This window comes from Sinorhizobium psoraleae, from assembly GCF_013283645.1.
Lineage (GTDB): Bacteria > Pseudomonadota > Alphaproteobacteria > Rhizobiales > Rhizobiaceae > Sinorhizobium > Sinorhizobium psoraleae.
Genome location: NZ_JABEKV010000003.1, coordinates 147,840 through 166,021, shown reverse-complemented (window position 1 = coordinate 166,021; position 18,182 = coordinate 147,840). Strand labels below are relative to the sequence as shown.

At 63.3% G+C, this 18,182-nt stretch carries 15 protein-coding genes; 6 read left to right on the top strand and 9 right to left on the bottom strand.

Annotated features, from left to right (window positions below):
* Positions 1-6: 6 nt before the first annotated feature.
* Positions 7-633, top strand: a complete 627-nt coding sequence (locus tag ILFOPFJJ_RS16680) for a hypothetical protein (protein WP_173511689.1) — start codon at positions 7-9, stop codon at positions 631-633.
* Positions 634-649: 16 nt separating this feature from the next.
* Here the strand turns inward: ILFOPFJJ_RS16680 and scpA are convergent, their stop codons facing one another.
* From scpA to ILFOPFJJ_RS16660, 4 genes are all read right to left on the bottom strand, one after another.
* A complete protein-coding gene (gene scpA, locus ILFOPFJJ_RS16675; protein ID WP_173511688.1) occupies positions 650-2,788 on the bottom strand; it encodes a methylmalonyl-CoA mutase in 2,139 nt (712 codons plus the stop codon).
* Positions 2,789-3,059: 271 nt separating this feature from the next.
* Positions 3,060-5,063 (bottom strand): acetyl-CoA carboxylase biotin carboxylase subunit, encoded by a 2,004-nt coding sequence (locus tag ILFOPFJJ_RS16670; protein ID WP_173511687.1) that lies wholly within the window; start codon positions 5,061-5,063, stop codon positions 3,060-3,062.
* A gap of 29 nt (positions 5,064-5,092) precedes the next feature.
* Positions 5,093-5,359 (bottom strand): hypothetical protein, encoded by a 267-nt coding sequence (locus ILFOPFJJ_RS16665; RefSeq protein ID WP_246299671.1) that lies wholly within the window; start codon positions 5,357-5,359, stop codon positions 5,093-5,095.
* 35 nt (positions 5,360-5,394) lie between these two features.
* Positions 5,395-6,927: an acyl-CoA carboxylase subunit beta gene (locus ILFOPFJJ_RS16660; protein ID WP_173511685.1), complete on the bottom strand. Its 1,533-nt coding sequence runs from the start codon at positions 6,925-6,927 to the stop codon at positions 5,395-5,397.
* 159 nt (positions 6,928-7,086) lie between these two features.
* On the opposite strand from ILFOPFJJ_RS16660, the gene ILFOPFJJ_RS16655 reads away from it, so the two are divergent.
* From ILFOPFJJ_RS16655 to mmsB, 4 genes are all read left to right on the top strand, one after another.
* Positions 7,087-8,505: a helix-turn-helix domain-containing protein gene (locus ILFOPFJJ_RS16655; protein ID WP_173511684.1), complete on the top strand. Its 1,419-nt coding sequence runs from the start codon at positions 7,087-7,089 to the stop codon at positions 8,503-8,505.
* A 227-nt stretch (positions 8,506-8,732) separates the two neighbouring features.
* Entirely contained in the window at positions 8,733-9,875 is a 1,143-nt protein-coding gene (locus ILFOPFJJ_RS16650; protein ID WP_173512472.1) for an isobutyryl-CoA dehydrogenase, read from the top strand.
* 12 nt (positions 9,876-9,887) lie between these two features.
* Positions 9,888-10,949: an enoyl-CoA hydratase/isomerase family protein gene (locus tag ILFOPFJJ_RS16645; protein ID WP_173511683.1), complete on the top strand. Its 1,062-nt coding sequence runs from the start codon at positions 9,888-9,890 to the stop codon at positions 10,947-10,949.
* A gap of 46 nt (positions 10,950-10,995) precedes the next feature.
* Positions 10,996-11,892 carry a 3-hydroxyisobutyrate dehydrogenase gene (gene mmsB, locus ILFOPFJJ_RS16640; protein WP_173511682.1) on the top strand — a complete coding sequence of 299 codons (897 nt, stop codon included), beginning with the start codon at positions 10,996-10,998 and terminating at the stop codon, positions 11,890-11,892.
* A 275-nt stretch (positions 11,893-12,167) separates the two neighbouring features.
* Here mmsB and ILFOPFJJ_RS16635 read toward each other — a convergent pair whose 3' ends face one another.
* The 3 genes from ILFOPFJJ_RS16635 to ILFOPFJJ_RS16625 all read right to left on the bottom strand — a co-directional run bounded on the left by ILFOPFJJ_RS16635 (position 12,168) and on the right by ILFOPFJJ_RS16625 (position 14,418).
* Positions 12,168-12,917: an SDR family oxidoreductase gene (locus tag ILFOPFJJ_RS16635; RefSeq protein WP_173511681.1), complete on the bottom strand. Its 750-nt coding sequence runs from the start codon at positions 12,915-12,917 to the stop codon at positions 12,168-12,170.
* A 189-nt stretch (positions 12,918-13,106) separates the two neighbouring features.
* Positions 13,107-13,886: an ABC transporter substrate-binding protein gene (locus tag ILFOPFJJ_RS16630; RefSeq protein WP_173511680.1), complete on the bottom strand. Its 780-nt coding sequence runs from the start codon at positions 13,884-13,886 to the stop codon at positions 13,107-13,109.
* 136 nt (positions 13,887-14,022) lie between these two features.
* Positions 14,023-14,418, bottom strand: a complete 396-nt coding sequence (locus ILFOPFJJ_RS16625) for a VOC family protein (protein WP_173511679.1) — start codon at positions 14,416-14,418, stop codon at positions 14,023-14,025.
* A 184-nt stretch (positions 14,419-14,602) separates the two neighbouring features.
* Here ILFOPFJJ_RS16625 and ILFOPFJJ_RS16620 point away from each other — a divergent pair, with 184 nt between their 5' ends.
* Entirely contained in the window at positions 14,603-15,442 is an 840-nt protein-coding gene (locus tag ILFOPFJJ_RS16620; protein ID WP_173511678.1) for a fumarylacetoacetate hydrolase family protein, read from the top strand.
* A 156-nt stretch (positions 15,443-15,598) separates the two neighbouring features.
* On the opposite strand, the gene ILFOPFJJ_RS16615 is transcribed toward ILFOPFJJ_RS16620, so the two are convergent.
* Together ILFOPFJJ_RS16615 and glgA are read right to left on the bottom strand one after the other, a co-directional pair.
* Entirely contained in the window at positions 15,599-16,513 is a 915-nt protein-coding gene (locus ILFOPFJJ_RS16615) for a DMT family transporter (protein WP_173511677.1), read from the bottom strand.
* 109 nt (positions 16,514-16,622) lie between these two features.
* A complete protein-coding gene (gene glgA, locus ILFOPFJJ_RS16610; RefSeq protein ID WP_173511676.1) occupies positions 16,623-18,077 on the bottom strand; it encodes a glycogen synthase GlgA in 1,455 nt (484 codons plus the stop codon).
* Between the last annotated feature and the right edge of the window lie 105 nt (positions 18,078-18,182).

Genomic DNA, 18,182 nt, shown 5'->3' with positions numbered 1-18,182 from the left:
ATGCGGATGACCGATCTCTGGCCCTGGCTCTCGCTTGCCGGCCTCGGCGCCTTCCATGGCGTCAACCCGGCGATGGGTTGGCTTTTTGCCGTGGCGCTGGGGCTTCATCGACAAAGTTCGCGGATCGTTTGGTTGTCGCTGCTGCCGATCGCCGCCGGGCATGCCGCTGCCATTGCGGTGGTGCTGGCGGCTTTTATAGCCTTCGGCGCGGTCGTCGACCTGCGGAGCCTCAAGCTTTTCGCGGCCGCGCTTATTCTCGGCCTTGCTGGCTACTATGCCTTCTACGGACACCGCCACCGGGTAAGGGTCGGCATGCGGACGGGGATGGCCGGCCTTGCACTCTGGTCGTTCCTGATGGCAACGGGGCATGGCGCGGGACTGATGCTGGTGCCTGCGGTGCTGGGCCTCTGCCTTGCGGATCAATCAGCGACCATCCCCCTCGGCAATTCGCTACCGATTTCGCTGGCAGCCGTCGCACTCCATACCGGGGCGACGCTTGTGGTCACCGCCGCTGTTGCCTTCGTCGTGATCGAATGGCTCGGCCTTGCGATCCTGCGCTCCGCATGGATCAATTTCGATCTGATCTGGACGCTGGCACTGGTGGTGACCGGCGTCATGCTCGTCGTGGCCTGAAGCTTCGCCCTGCCGGTCAGATATTCCTTCGCTTACCCTCGATCAGGTCGAGCACCGCGCGCGCGGCATCGAGCACATGCGTGCCGGGACCGAAGACGGCGGCGACGCCGTTGTCCATCAGGTATTGATAGTCCTGGCGCGGAATAACGCCGCCGCAGACGACGATGATGTCCTTGCCGCCGCGCTTCTTCAGAGCCTCGGCGAGCTGCGGCATCAGGGTCTTGTGTCCGGCGGCAAGTGAGGAGACGCCGACGACGGTGACTTCTTCGGCGAGCGCCAGATCGGCTGCCTCTTCCGGCGTCTGGAACAACGGCCCGGCGACGACGTCGAAGCCGATGTCGCCGAAGGCCGACGCGATCACCTTGGCGCCGCGGTCGTGCCCGTCCTGGCCGAGCTTGGCGACCATGATCTTCGGCTTGTGGCCGAGCCGCTTGGTGACGTCGCTGAGCCGCCCGGCGAGCACGCCGAGTTCGGGGTCGCTTTCATAGGCCTTGCCATAGATGTCGGTGACGACTTCCGGGATGGCGGTGTGATCGCCAAAGACCTGCCGCATCGCCTCGGAAATCTCGCCGACGGTGGCACGCGCCCGCGCGGCCTCGATCGCCGCCGCGAGCAGATTGCCCTTGCCGCTCCGCGCGACCTCTGCAAGAGCTTCGAGCGTCTCCGTCACCCTCTGCGAATCTCGCCGGCGTTTGGTCTCCTCGATCCGCTTGATCTGTGCCGTGCGGACGGCGGCATTGTCGATCTGGAGGATGTCGATCGGGTGCTCGTTTTCGAGCCGGTATTTGTTGACGCCGACGATCACTTCCTCGCCGCGGTCGACCGCCGCCTGGCGGCGCGTCGCCGCCTCTTCGATCAGCCGCTTCGGCAGGCCGGCATTGACCGCCTTGGTCATGCCGCCGAGTGCCTCGACGTCCTCGATCAAGGCCCAGGCCTTTTCCGCAAGCTCGTTCGTCAGGCTTTCCACATAGTAGGAACCTGCAAGCGGATCGACGACCTTTGTCACGCCGGTCTCGTGCTGCAGGATCAGTTGCGTGTTGCGGGCGATGCGGGCGGAAAAGTCCGTCGGCAGTGCGATCGCCTCGTCGAAGGAATTGGTGTGCAGCGATTGCGTGCCGCCGAGCGCCGCCGACATCGCCTCGAAGGCGGTGCGGATGATGTTGTTGTAGGGATCCTGTTCGGCAAGCGAGACCCCGGACGTCTGGCAGTGAGTCCTCAGCATCAGCGAGGACGCTTTCTTCGGCTCGAATTCCTTCATGATCCGCGTCCAGAGCAGCCGCGCCGCACGGAGCTTCGCCGCCTCCATGAAGAAGTTCATGCCGATGGCGAAGAAGAAGGAGAGTCGCCCGGCGAAATCGTCGACGTTGAGCCCCTTGGCAAGCGCCGCGCGCACATATTCGCGCCCGTCGGCAAGGGTGAAGGCAAGCTCCTGCACGAGTGTCGCGCCCGCCTCCTGCATGTGATAGCCGGAGATCGAGATCGAATTGAACTTCGGCATCTCCTTCGCCGTGTATTCGATGATGTCGGCGACGATCCGCATCGAGGGTTCCGGCGGGTAGATATACGTGTTGCGAACCATGAACTCTTTGAGGATGTCGTTCTGGATCGTGCCCGACAGATCGGCGCGGGCGATGCCCTGCTCCTCGCCGGCGACGATGAAGGAGGCAAGGATCGGGATGACAGCACCGTTCATCGTCATCGAGACCGACATCTCGTCGAGCGGGATGCCGTCGAAGAGGATCTTCATGTCCTCGACTGAGTCGATCGCCACCCCCGCCTTGCCCACGTCGCCCTCGACGCGCGGATGGTCGCTGTCATAGCCGCGATGGGTGGCGAGGTCGAAGGCGACGGACAGGCCCTTCTGGCCGGCGGCGAGATTCCTGCGATAGAACGCGTTCGAAGCTTCCGCCGTCGAGAAACCGGCATATTGCCGGATCGTCCAGGACCGGCCGGCATACATGGTGGCGCGGGGACCGCGCACGAAGGGCTCGAAGCCGGGCAGTGAATCGAGGTGGCCGATACCGGCCAAGTCGTCGCGCGTGTACAGCGGCTTGACGTCGATGCCTTCCGGCGTGTGCCAAGTGAGGCTTTCGGGCGAGGCCTTCAGCTCCTTCTCGGCGAGGGCTTCCCAGTCCTTAGGTGTTTTGTCAGTCATTGGCTTGCTCCATCGAGGCGTAGCTGGTCGCTATCCGGTGCACCCCCCTCTGCCCTGCCGGGCATCTCCCCCACAAGGGGGGAGATCGACAAGCGTCGATGTCCCGCTTCACCAGCGCCCGTTTGCCTGAGGTGTGGAAAGGACGTGCCTCGGCATCTTCGACTTTGGTGTCGCGCGGGGCCGTACCTCTGGCTAATCTCCCCCCTTGTGGGGGAGATGCCCGGCAGGGCAGAGGGGGGTATCAACGCCTCCTCTGAGAGCTTCGCCATCATCACTCGAACTCCATGATCAACTCATCGACCGCGAGGCTCGCGCCGGCGGCGATCGCGACGCGCTTCACCGTCGCGCGCCTTTCGGCTCTGAGGATGTTTTCCATCTTCATCGCCTCGACGACCGCGATTGCTTGTCCGGCCTCGACCGTGTCGCCCTCCTTGACCGGGATCAAGGTCACGACGCCCGGCATTGGGCAGAGCAGCATCTTCGACGTGTCCGGCGGCGGCTTCTTCGGCATCAGTCGCGCAAGTTCGGCAACGCGCGGGGTCCTCACACGGGCGATCACGTCGATGCCACGCCAGCGCAGCCGGATGCCGGTGCCGACGAGATCGACCTTCACACCCATCGGCTGATTGTCGACGTTGAAGGTGGCGAGCGTACGGCCGGGTGTCCAGTCGGTGGCAACGGTCACCGAACTCTCGTCCGCAAAGCGAACAAAGGCGCCATCCGCCGAGGTGCCGGCGGTGACAGCAAGGTCGCGATCGCCAAGGCTTGCCACCCAGTCGTGGCCGACGACGCGGCGGTGGTTGCCGATCGTGCCCGATATCTGGCTCGCGCGCTCCTGCAGCGCCTGGTTGATGGTGACCGCGACGGCCGCGAGCTTGCGTGCGTCCGCCTCGTCCAGCACGACGCCCTGGAAGCCGGCGGCGAACTCCTCGGCGATATAGGCGGTGGTCAGACGCCCTTCGCGGAAGCGCTGCTGCTGCATAACGGCGGAAAGGAAGGGCAGGTTGTGCCCTATGCCCTCGACCTCGAACTCGTCGAGCGCGCTCGCCATCGCCTCGACGGCGGTGGCGCGATCCGGCCCCCAGGTGCAGAGCTTGGCGATCATCGGATCGTAATACATCGAGATTTCGCCGCCCTCGAAGACGCCGGTGTCGTTGCGGATGACGGTGCCGTCATCCTGCCTGCCTTCCTGAGGCGGGCGGTAGCGCGTCAGCCGGCCGATCGAGGGCAGGAAGTTGCGGTAGGGGTCTTCCGCGTAAAGCCGGCTTTCGATCGCCCAGCCGTCGAGCTTCACGTCCTCTTGGCCAAAGGACAGCTTTTCGCCGGCGGCGACGCGGATCATCTGCTCGACCAGGTCGAGCCCGGTGATGAGTTCGGTCACCGGGTGCTCTACCTGCAGACGCGTATTCATCTCGAGGAAGTAGAAGTTGCGCTCGCCGTCGACGATGAATTCGACCGTACCGGCGGAGTGGTAGCCGACGGCTTTCGCGAGTGCGACCGCCTGCTCGCCCATGGCGCGCCGCGTCTTCTCGTCGAGGAAGGGCGATGGCGCCTCTTCGATGACCTTCTGGTTTCGGCGCTGGATCGAGCATTCGCGCTCACCGAGATAGAGTGTGTTGCCATGCTTGTCGCCGAGCACCTGGATTTCGATGTGGCGGGGATCGGTCACGAATTTTTCGATGAAGATGCGGTCGTCGCCGAACGAGCTTTTCGCCTCGTTCTTCGACGACTGGAAGCCTTCGCGTGCCTCGATGTCGTTCCAGGCGATCCGCATACCCTTGCCGCCGCCGCCGGCCGACGCCTTGATCATCACCGGGTAGCCGATGGCAGAGGCGATCCGGACGGCTTCCTCGGCGTCCTCGATCAGTCCCATATGGCCGGGAACAGTCGAGACATCCGCTTCGGCGGCGATCTTCTTCGAGGTGATCTTGTCACCCATTGCCTTAATAGCGCCGACCGGCGGCCCGATGAAGGCGACGCCCTCCTTCTCCAGCGCTTCGGCAAAAGCGGCGTTTTCCGAAAGGAAGCCGTAGCCCGGATGCACGGCATCGGCGCCGGTCTTGCGGATCGCGTCGAGGATCTTGTCGATGACGATATAGGACTGGCTGGAGGGCGAGGCGCCGATATGCACCGCTTCGTCCGCCATGCGCACATGCATGGCATCGCGGTCGGCATCCGAATAGACGGCGACGGTCGGAATGCCGAGCTTCTTGGCGGTGCGGATCACGCGGCAGGCGATTTCACCACGATTGGCGATGAGGATTTTCTTGAACATGCGTTTCTCTTTCAATCCTTTCTGTCGCGTCAGCGCCTGAACTTTCGCCGGTAGGGTAGAAGCGCGATGGACGACGCCACCACCGCCCCGCCGAAGAGGAGGGCGAAGGGGGCGACCACCATGGCCGCTGCAAGGAAGGGGCTCGACGAGCGTGCGATATGGGTGCCGACCGCGCCGATGTTGAGCCAGATCAGCGCGCCCGCGACCGCCGCGCCGACGAGCGCGCCGTAAAGCGCGTTCGTCGCTAGATAGCGTAGCATCTGCCAGTGGTCGCGGCGCGCGGCCTCGGGTGTCATGATGGGCTCCGGCTCCGGTTTCATCGCGTGCCTCGTCAGAGCGGTATCGTGTCGTGCTTGCGCCAGCGCGTTTCCACCTGCTTGTTGCGCAGCGACGCGAAGGCGCGCGCGATGCGGCGGCGCGACGAATGCGGCATGATCACCTCGTCGATGAAGCCGCGTTCGGCGGCAACGAAGGGGTTGGCGAAGCGCTCCTCGTATTCCTTCGTGCGCGCGGCGATCTTCTCCGCATTGCCGAGTTCGGAGCGGTAGAGGATTTCGGTCGCGCCCTTGGCGCCCATGACGGCGATTTCCGCCGTCGGCCAGGCATAATTGACGTCGGCGCCGATGTGCTTGGAGGCCATAACGTCATAGGCGCCGCCATAGGCCTTGCGGGTGATGAGCGTCACCATCGGCACGGTCGCCTGGCTATAGGCGAAGAGCAGCTTGGCGCCGTGCTTGATGACTCCGCCATATTCCTGGCTCGTACCCGGCAGGAAGCCCGGCACGTCGACGAGCGTCAGGATCGGGATCGAGAAGGCGTCGCAGAAGCGGACGAAGCGGGCAGCCTTGCGGGAAGAATCGATGTCCAGACAGCCGGCGAGAACCATCGGCTGGTTGGCGACGACGCCGACGGTCTGGCCTTCCAGACGAATGAAGCCGGTGACGATGTTGCGGGCAAAGCTCGCCTGAAGCTCGAAGAAATCGCCTTCATCGGCAAGCGCCAGGATCAGCTCCTTCATGTCGTAAGGCTTGGCGGCACTGTCGGGGATCAGGCTGTCGAGACGCATCTCGATGCGCGCCGGATCGTCATAGAAGGGCCGGACCGGCGGCTTTTCGCGGTTGTTTAGCGGCAGGAAGTCGAAGAGCAGGCGCACATGTTCCAGCGCCTCGACGTCATTTTCGTAGGCGCCGTCGGCGACCGATGACTTCGTCGTATGGGTGCGAGCTCCGCCAAGTTCTTCCGCGGTGACGATCTCGTTCGTCACCGTCTTTACGACATCGGGGCCGGTCACGAACATGTAGGAACTGTCGCGCACCATGAAGATGAAGTCGGTCATCGCCGGGGAATAGACGGCCCCGCCGGCACACGGCCCCATGATCACCGAGATCTGCGGAATGACGCCCGAGACTTCCGCGTTGCGGCGGAAGACTTCCGCATAGCCGGCGAGCGACGCCACGCCCTCCTGGATACGGGCGCCGCCGGAATCGTTGATGCCGATGACCGGTGCGCCGTTGCGGGCCGCCATGTCCATGATCTTGCAGATCTTCTGCGCATGGGTCTCGGAGAGCGAGCCGCCGAGCACGGTGAAATCCTGGCTGAAGACATAGACCTGCCGGCCGTTGATCGTACCCCAGCCGGTGACCACGCCATCGCCCGCGATCTTTTGGCTTGCCATGCCGAAATCGACACAGCGATGCGTGACGTACATGTCGTATTCTTCGAAGGAGCCTTCGTCGAGCAGCACGTCGATGCGCTCGCGCGCCGTCAGTTTGCCCTTGCCGTGCTGCGCGTCGACGCGGCGCTCGCCACCGCCGGCTCGAGCTTGTGCCCGGCGGGCTTCCACCTGTTCCAATATGGCGCGCATGTGTTTCCTCCCGAATTTCTTTCTCGCCGAGATTTTTCTCGATTTTGCAGAGGCGTTTGAAGCTTCGCAATAGCGTCGAAGGGCGGATGGCAAAACGACCGATGATGTGCGAATGTGGAATATAGAAATATGTAAAACGTAAATTGCAAAGTTGCGAACATGGCGATCGGCAAACTTTACATCGGCCGCAAAGTCCGGGAACTCAGGGAAGCAAACCGGGCGACGCAAGGGCAGTTCGCCGAGCGTATCGGCATTTCGACGAGCTACCTGAACCAGATCGAAAACAACCAGCGGCCGGTTTCGGCGGCGGTGCTGCTCGCGCTTGCGGAGAAGTTCCAGATCGATATTGCGGAACTCTCGACAGGCGAGGGTGACCGGCTCCTGTCGGCCCTGTCGGAGGCGTTGAACGATCCGCTGTTCGAGACCTATTCTCCGAGCCTGCAGGAGCTGAAGCTTGTCGCCCAGAACGCGCCGGGTCTCGCGCATGCGCTGATCACCTGCCATCAGGCCTATAGGCGCAACAGCGAACAGCTTGCCAGCATCGACGACACGATCGGCCGCGGTGCCTCCTTCGTCGAGACGACGCCTTACGAGGAGGTGCGCGACTTCTTCCATTTCGTCGACAACTACATCCACGAGATCGACGCGCTCGCCGAAACGCTTGCCGCCGACCTTGGCCTTGGGGAGGGGGACAATCATACGGCGCTCGCGGCGCACCTCGAGCAGCGCCATGGCGTGCGCGTGGTGCGCGGCATCGCGGGCGACGAGGCGATCCGCCGCTTCGATCCGCGTGCCCGCATCCTGACTCTGAACCCATACGCGCCGGCGCCGACGCGTGATTTTCAACTGGCGTTGCAGATCGCCCAATTCCATGCCCGCGAGGAGATCGACCGGATTGTCGGCAGTGCCGCATTTCGCACCGAGGAGGCCCACGAAATCTGCCGGCTCGGCCTGCAGAACTATTTCGCCGGCGCCCTGATCCTGCCGTACCAGTCTTTCCTCAAAGCGGCGCGCGAATTGCGGCACGATATCGAACTGCTCGCTGCCCGTTTCGGAGCCTCGCTGGAGCAGGTCTGCCATCGGCTCTCGACCCTGCAGCGCCCTGGCCAGAAAGGGATTCCGATCTTCTTCGCGCGCATCGACCGGGCCGGAAACATCACCAAGCGCCATAGCGCGGCCAAGCTGCAATTCGCTCGCTTCGGGGCGGCCTGTCCGCTCTGGAATGTGCATCAGGCTTTCGAGACGCCGGGGCGGATCATCCGCCAGCTCGCCGAAACGCCGGATGGCGTGCGCTATCTCTGCCTCGCCACCCAGATCACCAAGGGCGGCGGGGGTTACCGCGCCAACCATCCGCGCTACGCTTTGGCGCTCGGCTGCGAAATCTCCTATGCCGACGCCTTCGTTTATGCCGACGACATGGATCTCGGCAATCGCACCGCCTTCGACCCGATCGGCATCTCCTGTCGCATCTGCGAGCGCACCAAATGCGCCAGCCGCGCCGTGCCGCCGCTGAAACGCAAGCTGATCGTCGACCATGACATGCGCGGCTCTCTGCCGTATCGTCTTAGCGAGAGCTGAGCGTGGGTTTCATCGGCTCTGTTCGTTTTTGAACAGATGTTGTGAGAATTTGCGTCTGTGCCTGTGCGAAATTTGGTGTAACTACAGCGCCGCGCGTCTTCTCAGACGTGCAAAGGTCGCTGTAGCACTTTGAGTGCTGCATGTTTTTATATCCATAAATCGCCTTCGATTTATGGAAACATGCAGTGCGCCACATTGTCAGTATGCGGGTCAGGGAGGACATGCATATGGATTTTCGCCTGTCTGAGGAGCAGGAGGCCATCCGCGCGATGGCGCTCGATTTTGCCCAGGACGAACTCGCGCCCAGCGCCATCGACTGGGACCAGCAGAAGCATTTTCCGGTGGAGACGCTGCGCGCTGCGGCGGCACTCGGCATGGCCGGAATCTATGTTCGCGACGACGTCGGCGGCACCGGTCTCACCCGTCTCGACGCGGCGATGATCATCGAGGCGCTGGCGACCGGCTGCCCGGCGATCGCCTCCTTCGTCTCGATCCACAACATGTGCGCAGGCATGATCGACCGCTATGGCACTGACGATCAGCGCCAGCGCCTGTTGCCGCCGCTCCTCAGCATGGAAACGCTGGCGAGCTACTGCCTGACCGAGCCCGGCTCCGGCTCGGACGCGGCGGCGCTGAAAACCAAGGCCGTACGCGAGGGCGACACCTATGTGCTGACGGGCCAGAAGCAGTTCATCTCCGGCGCCGGCGAATCCGGTCTCTATATTGTCATGGCCCGCACCGGCGACGAGGGGCCAAAGGGCATTTCGGCGTTCGTCGTCGAGAAGGGGGCGCCGGGTCTGACCTTCGGCGCCAACGAGAAGAAGATGGGCTGGCACGCCCAGCCGACTCGCGCGGTGATGCTCGACAATGTCCGCGTTCCGGCTACAAACCGGCTGGGCGCGGAGGGTGAGGGCTTCCGGATCGCCATGGCCGGCCTCGACGGCGGCCGGCTGAACATCGCCGCAGCTTCGCTCGGTGGCGCGCAGGCCGCATTCGACAAGGCGCTTGCCTATGTGCAGGAGCGGCGTGCTTTCGGAAAGGCGATCGGCGAATTCCAGGCGCTGCAGTTCCGTCTGGCGGATATGGCGACCGATCTGGAGATTGCGCGCACCTTCCTCTGGCGGGCGGCTGCGGCGCTAGATGCGGCGGATCCGGAGGCGACCAAGCTCTGCGCCATGGCCAAGCGCTTCGTCACCGACCGCTGCTTTGCGGTCGCCAACGACGCGCTGCAACTCCATGGCGGCTACGGTTATCTCGCCGATTACGGCGTTGAGAAGATTGTCCGGGATTTGAGAGTGCACCAGATACTCGAGGGCACCAACGAAATCATGCGGCTGATCGTTTCCCGCGCGATCATGGGACGGAAATAGGAAGGAGATTTCATGGAGATGCAGACCGCTCTGCCGGAGGTCATCGTCGAGCGCCAGGGCGCGATCGGTCGGCTCCGGCTCAACCGGCCGCGTGCGCTGAACAGCCTCAACCTGCCGATGATCCGGCTGATTGATGCGGCGCTGACCGAATTCGAGCGCGACCCGGCGGTCGCCGCCGTGCTTGTCACTGGCGAAGGCGAGCGCGGGCTTTGCGCCGGCGGCGACATCCGCATGATCTACGAGAGCGGACGGGAACGACCCGAGGAGGGCGCGCAATTCTGGCGCGAGGAATTCATCGTCAACAGCCGAATTTCCGCCTATTCCAAGCCCTATATCGCCCTCATGGACGGCATCGTCATGGGCGGCGGTGTCGGCGTTTCCGCCCACGGCAGCCATCGGATCGTGACCGAGAGGACGCGGCTTGCCATGCCGGAGACGGGTATCGGCTATTTCACGGATGTCGGCGCGACCTGGCTTCTGCCGCGCGCGCCCGGCGAGTTCGGCACCTATATCGGGCTCACCGGCCGCGATATCGGCGCTGCGAATGCCATCCACGCGCGGCTCGCCGACAGTTTTGTTCCGACGGACAGGATCGGCGAGCTGATCACCGCGCTAGCAGCCCTTCCGGCTTCCGCGACCGCTGATGACGTTTCCGCCGCAATCCGGAACGTTTCCGGCAAGCCGCCGGCGTCGCCGCTGCACGACCATTTTTCGCTCATCGACCGCTGCTTTGCCTTCGACACGGTTGAAGAAATTTTTGACGCGCTGGAACGGGATGGTTCGGATTTCACCGGTGAGACGTTGCAATTGCTGCGAACGCGCTCCGCAATCAGCCTGAAATTGACGCTAGCGCTGTTGCGTGCCGGGCGCGCGAGCGCCTCGCTCAACGAGTGCCTGGAGCGGGAATATGCCGCGACCATCGGCATGCTTTCCAATCCGGATTTCTACGAAGGGGTTCGGGCGGCGGTGATCGACAAGGACCGCAATCCGAAATGGTCGGTCGGGCTCGCGGAGGTGACGCCGCAAATGCTCGCCCGCTTTGAGAAACACGGGGGCGCGCCGCTCTTCGGGTGAAGACAGCCGTCAGACGAAAACATGCGAGTTGAGGAGGAGAGGCAAGATGACGAAGATCGCCTTTATCGGGCTTGGCAACATGGGCGGCCCGATGGCCGCCAATCTGGTGAAGGCGGGACATGCCGTCACCGGCTTCGACCTGTCGGAGGCGTCTCGCAACGCGGCGGCGAAGAGCGGCGTTTCGGTGGCCGGCTCGATCGCGCAAGCGGTGCGCGAGGCGCAATGTGTCATCACCATGCTGCCGGCAAGCGCGCATGTTCTTTATGTCTGGGATGAACTGCTCGGTTTCGTCGATCCGGGCACGCTCATCATCGACAGCTCGACGATCGATGTCGAAAGCGCGCGCAAGGTGCACGGCTTTGCCGACAAGGCCGGCTGCCCGTCGCTCGACGCGCCGGTCTCCGGCGGCACGGCGGGAGCCGCGGCCGGCACGCTGACCTTCATGGTCGGGGGCAGCGACGGGGCGTTTTCGCGCGGCAAGCATCTGCTCGAGGCGATGGGCAAGAAAATCGTTCATTGCGGCGATGTCGGCGCCGGCCAGGCGGCGAAGATCTGCAACAACATGATCCTCGGCATCTCGATGGCGGGCGTTTGCGAGGCTTTCGTGCTGGCCGAGCGGCTGGGACTGTCGCATCAGGCGCTCTTCGATGTGGCCTCGACCTCTTCCGGCCAGTGCTGGTCGCTGACGAGCTATTGCCCGGTTCCCGGCCCGGTTCCGGCCGCGCCGGCCAACAACGACTACAAGCCGGGCTTTACCGCAAGCCTGATGCTGAAGGACCTGAAGCTGTCGCAGCAGGCGGCAAGCGCCAGCGGCGCGGCGACGCCGATGGGTGCGCAGGCAGCGCAGCTCTACAGCCTGTTCGAAAAGCTCGGCCACGGCGGCGAGGATTTCTCTGCCCTGATCCGAATGCTGCGCGGCACAGAAGAGGTTAAGGCGGGGTAGGGACCCCGATTGGATTGCGAGAATCGAGATAGCGGGTGTTGATACCCCCTCTGGCCTGCCGGGCATCTCCCCCCAAGGGGGGGAGATCGGCACGCGGCAACTGTTCCTTCAAGCAACTACCCTTCACCCAGCCCGCCGGACCTTGCGACTTCGGTTTGCGAGTTCGCTGTCGGGTGAGAGCTTCCCTTCCAGCCGGTCTCCCCGCTTGTGGGGGAGATGCCCGGAAGGGTAGAGGGGGTGCCTCCCTTGGCATCCGGCTCCCACTCTGATCGGCCTCACATCTGCACGGTCATGCCGCCATCGACGGTGAGCGTGATGCCGTTGACGAAGCTCGCGGCCGGCGAGGCGAGGAAGACGGCGGCCGGGGCGATCTCTTCCGGTCGGCCCCAGCGCTTCAGCGGGATGCGCACGTCGACGAAGGTCTTGAGCGTCGGGTCGGCGGCAAGATGTGCGTTGGTCTCGGTTGCAAACCAGCCCGGCGCAATGGCGTTGACTGTCAGGTTGTCGGCGCCGAGTTCGACGGCGAGCGACCGCGTCAGCGCCGAAAGCCCGCCTTTGGCCGCCGTATAGGCCGGATCGCCGGCGCGCGCCGCGAAGGCGGCGATCGAGGTGACGAAGATCAGCCGGCCGGCGGCGGATTGCTTAAGATAGGGCAATGCCGCCTTTGCCATGGCGTAGGCTGCGGTGAGATCGGTGTTGAGGAGTGCTGCGAACTCGTACGGCTCCATCGCCTCCGTGCTGCGGCGGTCCCGCTCGCCGACGGCGTGGATCAGGATGTCGAGCGCCCCGGTCTTCGCCGTGGCATCGACGAGAATGGCTTCGACATCACGCGTAACGTCGCCCGGCGCCACCGCGACGGTGATGCCGTCATCCGCCAGCCGGGCTCTCGTCTCCTCGAGGCTTTCGAGATTGCGGCCGTTGATCACGGTCCAGGCGCCGGCTCTCGCCAGGGCCTTGGCCATTTCAAGGCCGAGCCCACGCCCGCCGCCCGTCACCAGCGCGGTCTTGCCGTTGAGATCAAACATGGCTTCCTCGTCTGTCGCTCAATCAACCTCTGTCGGCAGAGCCGATTTGAAGCGCAGAAATTTACAGCGATACGGCATCCACGCAAGTGTTGGCGGTTGCGTTCCGGAAGCTGAGTTTCGTCCGCCGGATATGGCGAAGCCGGCCACCGCGGCAGCGGCGACCGGCTTCGCTAACTGGAGGCCTGCCGATCACTTCATCGTATAGACGTCGATCGTGAAATACTTGTCGTTGATCTTCTGATAGGTGCCGTCGGCGCGGATTTCTTCGAGCGCCTTGTTCAGCTTTTCGCGCAGGTCGTTGTCCTCCTGCCTGACGGCGATGCCGACGCCGTCGCCGACGAACTTCTTGTCGGTGATCGGCTCGCCGATCAGCTCGCAGCAGCCTTTGCCGTCGTCGTTCTTATTGACCCAATCGAGCATCGGCAGCATGTCGCCGACCTGCAGGTCGAGACGGCCATTGACCATGTCGAGATTGGCCTCGTCCTGGGTCGGGTAGAGCTTGATCTCCGCGTCCGGATAGACCGCGGCGATATAGTCCGCCTGGGTCGTACCGGACTGGGCGCCGATGACCTTGCCCTTGAGCGCCTCATTGCTGAACTCGGTGAGCCCTGCGCCTTTCGGGGCCACATGCGTCATCGCGGCAAGATAATAGGGATCGGTGAATGCCACCTGCTTCTTGCGTTCCTCGGTGATGAACATCGAAGCGATGATCATGTCGTATTTCTTGGCAAGCAGACCGGGAATGATGCCGTCCCAATCCTGCGCGACGACTTCGCATTCGGCCTTGATGCGCTCGCAAAGCGCAAGGCCGATTTCGACGTCGAAACCGCCGATCTTGCCGCTGGAGTCGACGAAGTTGAAGGGCGGATAGGCGCCTTCCGTGCCGATCTTCAGTTTGTCGGCCGCCTGAGCTGTCGACGATACCAGGGCGGCGCAGACGAGCGCCAATGTCAGAATCCGCGTTTTCATGGTTCGTTCCCTTGGAGTTTTCACCCTTTTTCAGGGCTTCGTCCGAACTTTATGGGCACATGCCGCATAAGCGAAATAGATAGAGGCGATAATCGATATTGTTTCAATTTATCGACGTCTGCGCGTGGAATCTCTGTCACTTGTACCGGCCGTGGCGCTGCAGCACCTCGATCTTGTAACCGTCGGGGTCGGCGATGAAGAAGAAGCGCGCAAGCTGCGTCCCGTCTCGCTCGAACTCGACGATCTTGTTGGGGTTGAGACCCGCCTCCGTCAAACGTCTATGCTCCGCGTCAAGATCGGCGACGGAGAAGGCGAGATGGCCATAGCCCTCGCCAAGCGCATAGGGTTCCGTGCGCCCCTTGTTGATCGTCAGCTCGAGTTCGAAAGGGCTTTCCGCATTGCTGAGATAGACGAGCGTGAATGTCTCGAAATCCAGCCGCTCGGCAATGTCGAGGCCGAAGGCCCGGCGGTAGAAGTCGACCGAACGTTTCTCGTCGATGACGCGGATCATGGAGTGGATTGCCTTGGCCAAGATGGTCTCCTTCGTCGATTTCGTGCAGCGGAGATAACAGACGGCTGCGGTTGAGGGAACCGGGGACGATCCGCCGCCGTGGATGCCCGGTTTTCGTGTCGTGGCGGTGGAAACGGCTTTACATCCGCGATGGCGTTTGATTTGTCAGGCGCAGTGATTTCTTCGATCTTTCGGGAGGAGCAGGATGAAGCTGTTGCGTTACGGACCCGTGGGGGCCGAGAAGCCGGCCGTGCTTGATGGCGCGGGCAGGATTCGCGATCTCTCCGGCGTCATCGCCGATGTCAGCGGCGCCGCGATCGCGGATTTTGGTTGGGCGAGCGGGCTCGACATCGAAAACCTGCCGGTCGTCGATGGCGCACCACGGCTCGGCGCCTGCGTTGCCGGTACCGGCAAGTTCATCTGTATCGGTCTCAACTACGCCGATCATGCCGCGGAATCGGGGCTGGAGGTTCCGCCGGAGCCTGTGGTCTTCATGAAGGCCACCTCGGCGATCGTCGGGCCGAACGACAATGTGATCATGCCGCGCGGTTCCGTCGCCACCGACTGGGAAGTCGAACTCGGCGTGATCATCGGCAAGACGGCGAAATATGTCTCCGAAGCCGAAGCGCTCGATCACGTCGCCGGCTATTGCGTCGTCAACGATGTCTCGGAGCGCGATTTCCAGACGAAGCGCTCGGGTCAGTGGACCAAGGGAAAATCCTGCGATTCCTTCGGGCCAATCGGCCCCTGGCTGGTAACCCCCGACGAGATCGCCAATCCGCAAAACCTGAAGATGTGGCTGACCGTCAACGGCGAGACGAAACAGGACGGATCGAGCGAGACCATGGTCTATGGCGTCGCCTATCTCGTGAGCTATCTCTCGCAGTTCATGACCCTGCATCCGGGTGACATCATCTCAACCGGAACCCCTCCCGGCGTCGGCATGGGCTTCAAGCCGCCGCAATATCTGAAGGCCGGCGACGTGATCGAACTCGGCATCGAAGGTCTCGGCACGCAGAAGCAGAAGGTCGTCGCGGACGACTGATCCGGTTTCGAGCCCCTATTACGCCTCGCCCTCTTCGCGCAAGCGGGGCGAGGAAACCTGAAGGCACAGCACATCCTTCTCCCCCCAAGCGGGCGGAAGGGGGTAGGCCGGATGGGGGGCGAAGTGTGGGCGAATGTGGGCCGAAACCCACACCATTCAGCCCTTCAGCCGCCCTTGGCGCTTGAGTTGCTGCTCGCGGAAGAAGATGAAGAGGCCGGAAGCAACGATGAGACCGGCGCCGAGGATCATCGACAGACGCGGCGCGTCGCCGAAGATCAGCCAGCCGAAGACGATCGCCCAGAAGAGCAGCGTATATTGCAAGGGCGCGATCGTCGCCGTTTCTGCGAGCTTCAGCGCCCTGTTGACGAATACATGCGCGAGCATGGCGACGACGCCAAGCAGCCCGAGCAGCGCGGTGTCGAGCGGTTTCAGCGGCGTCCAGTCCAGCGGCGCCCAGACGAGGCCGACGAGCGCAGCGCCGACGATCTGCCAGAAGGCCAGTACCGAATCCGGTGTGCCGCGCAGCGAGCGTCCGGAAATCATCATGAAGGCGAAGAACATGCTGCCGAGAATCGAGATCAGCGCCGGCAGGGTGAGGGCTTGCGAGGATGGCTCGAGCGCGATGACGACCCCGACGAAGCCGATGGCGATCGCGGTCCAGCGCCGCCAGCCGACATGTTCCTTGAGAACCAGCGGCGAGACCGCCGCGACATAGATCGGTGCGGCCAGCCAATAGGTCATGACATCGGCAAGCGGCAGGTAGACGACCGCGAAATAGAACGCGATGACCTCCGCTGTCGAGGCGACGACGCGGGCAAGCTGAAGCCACGGCCGCTCGATCGCTACGACCTTCTGCAGTCCGCCGAGCCAAAGAAAGGGCGCGAGCAGGAGTGCCGCGGCCAGACTGCGGATCAGCACCACCTGGCCGACCGAATAGGTCGCGACCAGCCATTTGCCCATCACGTCGTTCAACGAAAACATCAACATGCCGAGAAGCATGAGGAGAACGCCGGTGCGGGCGGTACTGGAGGTCTGAACGACAGGAGAGGTGGTGGCAGTATCTGCGGTCATGGTCGGGGCCTTTGTCTTCAGCCCAGCCATTGGCACATTCCGGCGACGTGATCCATGCTCCGTTTCTGATCAACTCATCAGCATTGCGAATGGATGCCGCAAATCGCGGCTATCCCGCCAGGCGGATTTCGGGCGTTAGTACCTTTCCGTAGAGCTCCGCGTATTGTGCGGCGCTGCGGTGCCAGGAGCAGTCCGTCCGCATCCCCTGTCTGCGCAACCTTTCCCAGATGCGCCGTCGCTTGAAGAGTCTGAAGGCGCGGCGCAGGGCAAGCCTCAATCCGTTCGCGTCGATGGGCGAGAACTGAATGCCGGTTGCCACTTGCGCATGCAATGCGGCGTCGTTGGCGTCGATGATCGTTTCCGACAATCCGCCCGTGCGGGCGACAATCGGCACGCAGCCATAGCGCAAGGCGTAGAGCTGAGTGAGGCCGCAAGGTTCGAAGCGGGAGGGAACGAGCATGGCGTCCGCCCCGGCGTGGATCTGGTGGGCGAGCGGCTCGTCGTAGCCGATCCTGACGGCAACGCTATGCGGGAAGCGCCGCGCGGCGTCGGTGAACGCATCCTCGATCACGGCATCGCCCTGGCCATGCACGATCAGCTTGCCGCCGCCTTTGACGATCTCGTCGACCACACCCGCCAGGAGGTCCATGCCTTTCTGCCAGGTCAGCCTGTTGACCGCTGCGAAAACCGGCCCGGACGTGTTCGGCAGGCCGAAGCGGTCGAGCAGCTTCTGCCTGTTCGGCAGGCGGCGCAACGGCGCACGCACCGAGAAGTGATTTTCGATAAGCGGGTCCGAGGAGGGGTCCCATACCTCCGTGTCGATGCCGTTGACGATGCCGATGACGTCATCGTGACGCTCATTCATCAGACCTTCGAGACCCATGCCGAAAGCCGGGGACATGATCTCGCGCGCGTAGGTTGGACTGACCACGGTGATCACGTCGGCCGCCTGCAGTCCACCCTTCAGATAACCGAGGTCGCCGTAATATTCGAGGCCGTCGATGGAGTAGGCCTCGTCCGGCAGTCCCAACTCGGTGAAACGACGGGCGGGGAACTGCCCCTGGAAGGCGAGGTTGTGAACCGTCAGGACACGAGGGATCTCGGCATCAGAGGAAAATTTGAGATAAACCAGGCTCAGCGCCGGATGCCAGTCATGAGCGTGGATGATGTCCGGCCGCCAGTCCGCGACGCCCTGCTCCGCGACCTGCGCGGCGACGAAGGAAAAGGCTGCGAAACGCTTCCAGTTGTCCGGGTAGTCCTTGCCGTGATCGTCGGTGTAAGGACCGCCCCGGCGATCGAAGAAGCCGGGCGCGTCGAGCGCCAGGATGTCAAGGCCGTCGGCCCGTCCTGCGACAAGGGTGGCGCGCTCGCCGAACAGGCAATCATATTGCCTGATCGGTGAAGCTCCCGTGAGCGCCTGCATGACGCTCGGATATCCGGGAACCATGCTACGCGTATGGATGCCGTGGGCCGTCAATGCCTTTGGCAGCGAGCTGGCGACATCCGCCAGACCGCCAGTCTTCACCAGGGGGAAAATCTCGGCCGTGACGGACAGAATGTTCATCGCGTTTTTCCGGGGATTTATGTCATGGGCCAGGGGTGACACGCAGACGTAATCTGCGCTCCCTCAACACAATCGAGCCACCAAAGTTCCGCCACATGTTGAATT